The 3,338-nt window shown below is 58.2% G+C and carries 5 protein-coding genes and 1 pseudogene; 3 read left to right on the forward strand and 3 right to left on the reverse strand.

The features are described 5' to 3' along the window. Positions 1-265 (reverse strand): hypothetical protein (locus tag FHC51_RS23320; protein ID WP_220436752.1); only part of this gene is annotated, 265 nt, incomplete at its 3' end. A 65-nt stretch (positions 266-330) separates the two neighbouring features. On the opposite strand from FHC51_RS23320, the pseudogene FHC51_RS23325 reads away from it, so the two are divergent. After that, positions 331-420, forward strand: a pseudogene (locus tag FHC51_RS23325) (type VI secretion protein); the annotation flags it as partial. Between the two features lie 91 nt (positions 421-511). Here FHC51_RS23325 and tet(C) read toward each other — a convergent pair. Then, positions 512-1,702, reverse strand: a complete 1,191-nt coding sequence (tet(C), locus tag FHC51_RS22390; RefSeq protein ID WP_001297013.1) for a tetracycline efflux MFS transporter Tet(C) — start codon at positions 1,700-1,702, stop codon at positions 512-514. Positions 1,703-1,794: 92 nt separating this feature from the next. On the opposite strand from tet(C), the gene tetR(C) reads away from it, so the two are divergent. Both tetR(C) and FHC51_RS23330 read left to right on the forward strand, forming a co-directional pair. Continuing rightward, positions 1,795-2,454 (forward strand): tetracycline resistance transcriptional repressor TetR(C), encoded by a 660-nt coding sequence (gene tetR(C) / locus FHC51_RS22395; protein WP_001038045.1) that lies wholly within the window; start codon positions 1,795-1,797, stop codon positions 2,452-2,454. Then, on the forward strand, positions 2,441-2,755 hold the full coding sequence (locus FHC51_RS23330; protein ID WP_061342203.1) for a helix-turn-helix transcriptional regulator: 315 nt from the start codon (positions 2,441-2,443) through the stop codon (positions 2,753-2,755). Before tetR(C) ends, FHC51_RS23330 begins: the two co-directional genes overlap by 14 nt. A 369-nt stretch (positions 2,756-3,124) precedes the next feature. On the opposite strand, the gene FHC51_RS22405 is transcribed toward FHC51_RS23330, so the two are convergent. After that, positions 3,125-3,338, reverse strand: a 214-nt coding sequence (locus tag FHC51_RS22405; protein ID WP_220436751.1) for a hypothetical protein, incomplete at its 5' end; no start/stop codon positions are given.

Here is a 3,338-nt window from a genome sequence, read left to right on the forward strand (position 1 = left end):
GCATTTTATTATGGTGATCCCCTGGGCGAAATGCGCCTGGTAAGCAGAGTTTTTGAAATGTAAGGCCTTTGAATAAGACAAAAGGCTGCCTCATCGCTAACTTTGCAACAGTGCCGTTGCGGGCAACTTCAGCAGCACGTAGGGGACTTCCGCGTTTCCAGACTTTACGAAACACGGAAACCGAAGACCATTCATGTTGTTGCTCAGGTCGCAGACGTTTTGCAGCAGCAGTCGCTTCACGTTCGCTCGCGTATCGGTGATTCATTCTGCTAACCAGTAAGGCAACCCCGCCAGCCTAGCCGGGTCCTCAACGACAGGAGCACGATCATGCGCACCCGTGGCCAGGACCCAACGCTGCCCGAGATGCGCCGCGTGCGGCTGCTGGAGATGGCGGACGCGATGGATATGTTCTGCCAAGGGTTGGTTTGCGCATTCACAGTTCTCCGCAAGAATTGATTGGCTCCAATTCTTGGAGTGGTGAATCCGTTAGCGAGGTGCCGCCGGCTTCCATTCAGGTCGAGGTGGCCCGGCTCCATGCACCGCGACGCAACGCGGGGAGGCAGACAAGGTATAGGGCGGCGCCTACAATCCATGCCAACCCGTTCCATGTGCTCGCCGAGGCGGCATAAATCGCCGTGACGATCAGCGGTCCAATGATCGAAGTTAGGCTGGTAAGAGCCGCGAGCGATCCTTGAAGCTGTCCCTGATGGTCGTCATCTACCTGCCTGGACAGCATGGCCTGCAACGCGGGCATCCCGATGCCGCCGGAAGCGAGAAGAATCATAATGGGGAAGGCCATCCAGCCTCGCGTCGCGAACGCCAGCAAGACGTAGCCCAGCGCGTCGGCCGCCATGCCGGCGATAATGGCCTGCTTCTCGCCGAAACGTTTGGTGGCGGGACCAGTGACGAAGGCTTGAGCGAGGGCGTGCAAGATTCCGAATACCGCAAGCGACAGGCCGATCATCGTCGCGCTCCAGCGAAAGCGGTCCTCGCCGAAAATGACCCAGAGCGCTGCCGGCACCTGTCCTACGAGTTGCATGATAAAGAAGACAGTCATAAGTGCGGCGACGATAGTCATGCCCCGCGCCCACCGGAAGGAGCTGACTGGGTTGAAGGCTCTCAAGGGCATCGGTCGACGCTCTCCCTTATGCGACTCCTGCATTAGGAAGCAGCCCAGTAGTAGGTTGAGGCCGTTGAGCACCGCCGCCGCAAGGAATGGTGCATGCAAGGAGATGGCGCCCAACAGTCCCCCGGCCACGGGGCCTGCCACCATACCCACGCCGAAACAAGCGCTCATGAGCCCGAAGTGGCGAGCCCGATCTTCCCCATCGGTGATGTCGGCGATATAGGCGCCAGCAACCGCACCTGTGGCGCCGGTGATGCCGGCCACGATGCGTCCGGCGTAGAGGATCCACAGGACGGGTGTGGTCGCCATGATCGCGTAGTCGATAGTGGCTCCAAGTAGCGAAGCGAGCAGGACTGGGCGGCGGCCAAAGCGGTCGGACAGTGCTCCGAGAACGGGTGCGCATAGAAATTGCATCAACGCATATAGCGCTAGCAGCACGCCATAGTGACTGGCGATGCTGTCGGAATGGACGATATCCCGCAAGAGGCCCGGCAGTACCGGCATAACCAAGCCTATGCCTACAGCATCCAGGGTGACGGTGCCGAGGATGACGATGAGCGCATTGTTAGATTTCATACACGGTGCCTGACTGCGTTAGCAATTTAACTGTGATAAACTACCGCATTAAAGCTTATCGATGATAAGCTGTCAAACATGAGAATTCGCGAATGAACAAGCTCCAACGCGAGGCCGTGATCCGAACCGCGCTCGAACTGCTTAACGACGTGGGCATGGAAGGTCTAACGACGCGCCGACTGGCTGAGCGCCTCGGGGTGCAACAGCCAGCGCTCTACTGGCATTTCAAGAACAAGCGTGCGTTGCTCGACGCACTTGCCGAAGCCATGCTGACGATAAATCACACGCATTCGACGCCAAGGGATGACGACGACTGGCGTTCGTTCCTGAAGGGCAATGCATGCAGTTTTCGACGGGCGTTGCTCGCTTATCGCGATGGCGCGCGTATTCATGCCGGGACGCGGCCAGCCGCGCCGCAGATGGAAAAAGCCGACGCGCAGCTTCGCTTCCTTTGCGATGCTGGCTTTTCGGCAGGTGACGCGACCTATGCGTTGATGGCAATCAGCTACTTCACCGTCGGCGCTGTTCTTGAGCAGCAAGCTAGCGAGGCAGACGCCGAGGAGCGGGGCGAAGATCAGTTGACCACCTCAGCGTCTACGATGCCGGCGCGCCTACAGAGCGCGATGAAAATCGTCTACGAAGGCGGTCCGGACGCGGCATTCGAGCGAGGCCTGGCTCTCATCATCGGCGGTCTTGAAAAAATGAGGCTCACTACGAACGACATTGAGGTGCTGAAGAATGTTGACGAATGACAGGGGGCGGCAGGTGCGGAGGGCGCGGTTGCTTCGTCATATGAAGCAAAGTCACCTAGCTGAATTAATGGGTGTGGATCAGGCAACCGTGTCGCGCTGGGAGCGGGGCACCCTTGCATTGTCGGATGGGAGGTGGTCAGCGGTTCTTCAATTGCTTACCGGGCCTTCCGATTCATCGTACGACGCTGCGCTGAAGCGTCTGGTGCAATCCTCCGCCCACAAAGTCCATCTGGTAGCGACCGGACACATTGTTTGCTCGCGGCATCTCCGGCCAGGCAAAGGGAATTGCGGATTGACCTAGCCGAACTCCTTGGTAAATCGCTGCGTGTTTATGCGTCCCCGAGATAGTTGCGGCCGACTCTGCGCTTAATGGGCTCGGTTGGCATGAGGGGCGGCTGGGGTCACTCGAGGTGGATACCGGCCCGAACTGGAGCGAGGAACTTCCATACTGCCAAGGCGAATGCTGTGGGAGCGCATCATGCTCGCTGATGGTAGCCCGGCACTACTTGTTACCACCACAGCTTAATGCGAAGGGTGCTCCTGTTCTTGTGCATATTTTATGCGCTGCTGATTGTGCATCGAACTGATAACCTCAACGGGTCTGCTTTGTAGTTCACCACACCCCTGACGCGCGCGTGCCGGATAAGCAGAACTATGGTGCCGATGGATGTCAGGAACACTCGGCCTGGTTCGTAACTAGGTCGTCCTGCGCGATCCTGCGGCTAGGGCCGGAATCGTGCTCGCCAGTCAGGCGCTGATGAAGCCTATGGGCACTGTTGCAAATAGTCGGTGGTGATAAACTTATCATCCCCTTTTGCTGATGGAGCTGCACATGAACCCATTCAAAGGCCGGCATTTTCAGCGTGACATCATTCTGTGGGCCG

This window comes from Leclercia sp. EC_58 (genome assembly GCF_019584355.1).
In the GTDB taxonomy this organism is placed as follows: Bacteria; Pseudomonadota; Gammaproteobacteria; order Enterobacterales; family Enterobacteriaceae; genus Enterobacter.

Coding starts and splice junctions, on each gene's coding strand:
- FHC51_RS23330 (WP_061342203.1), top strand. CDS start 2,441: ATGTTGACGAATGACAGGGGGCGGCAGGTGCGGAGGGCGCGGTTGCTT.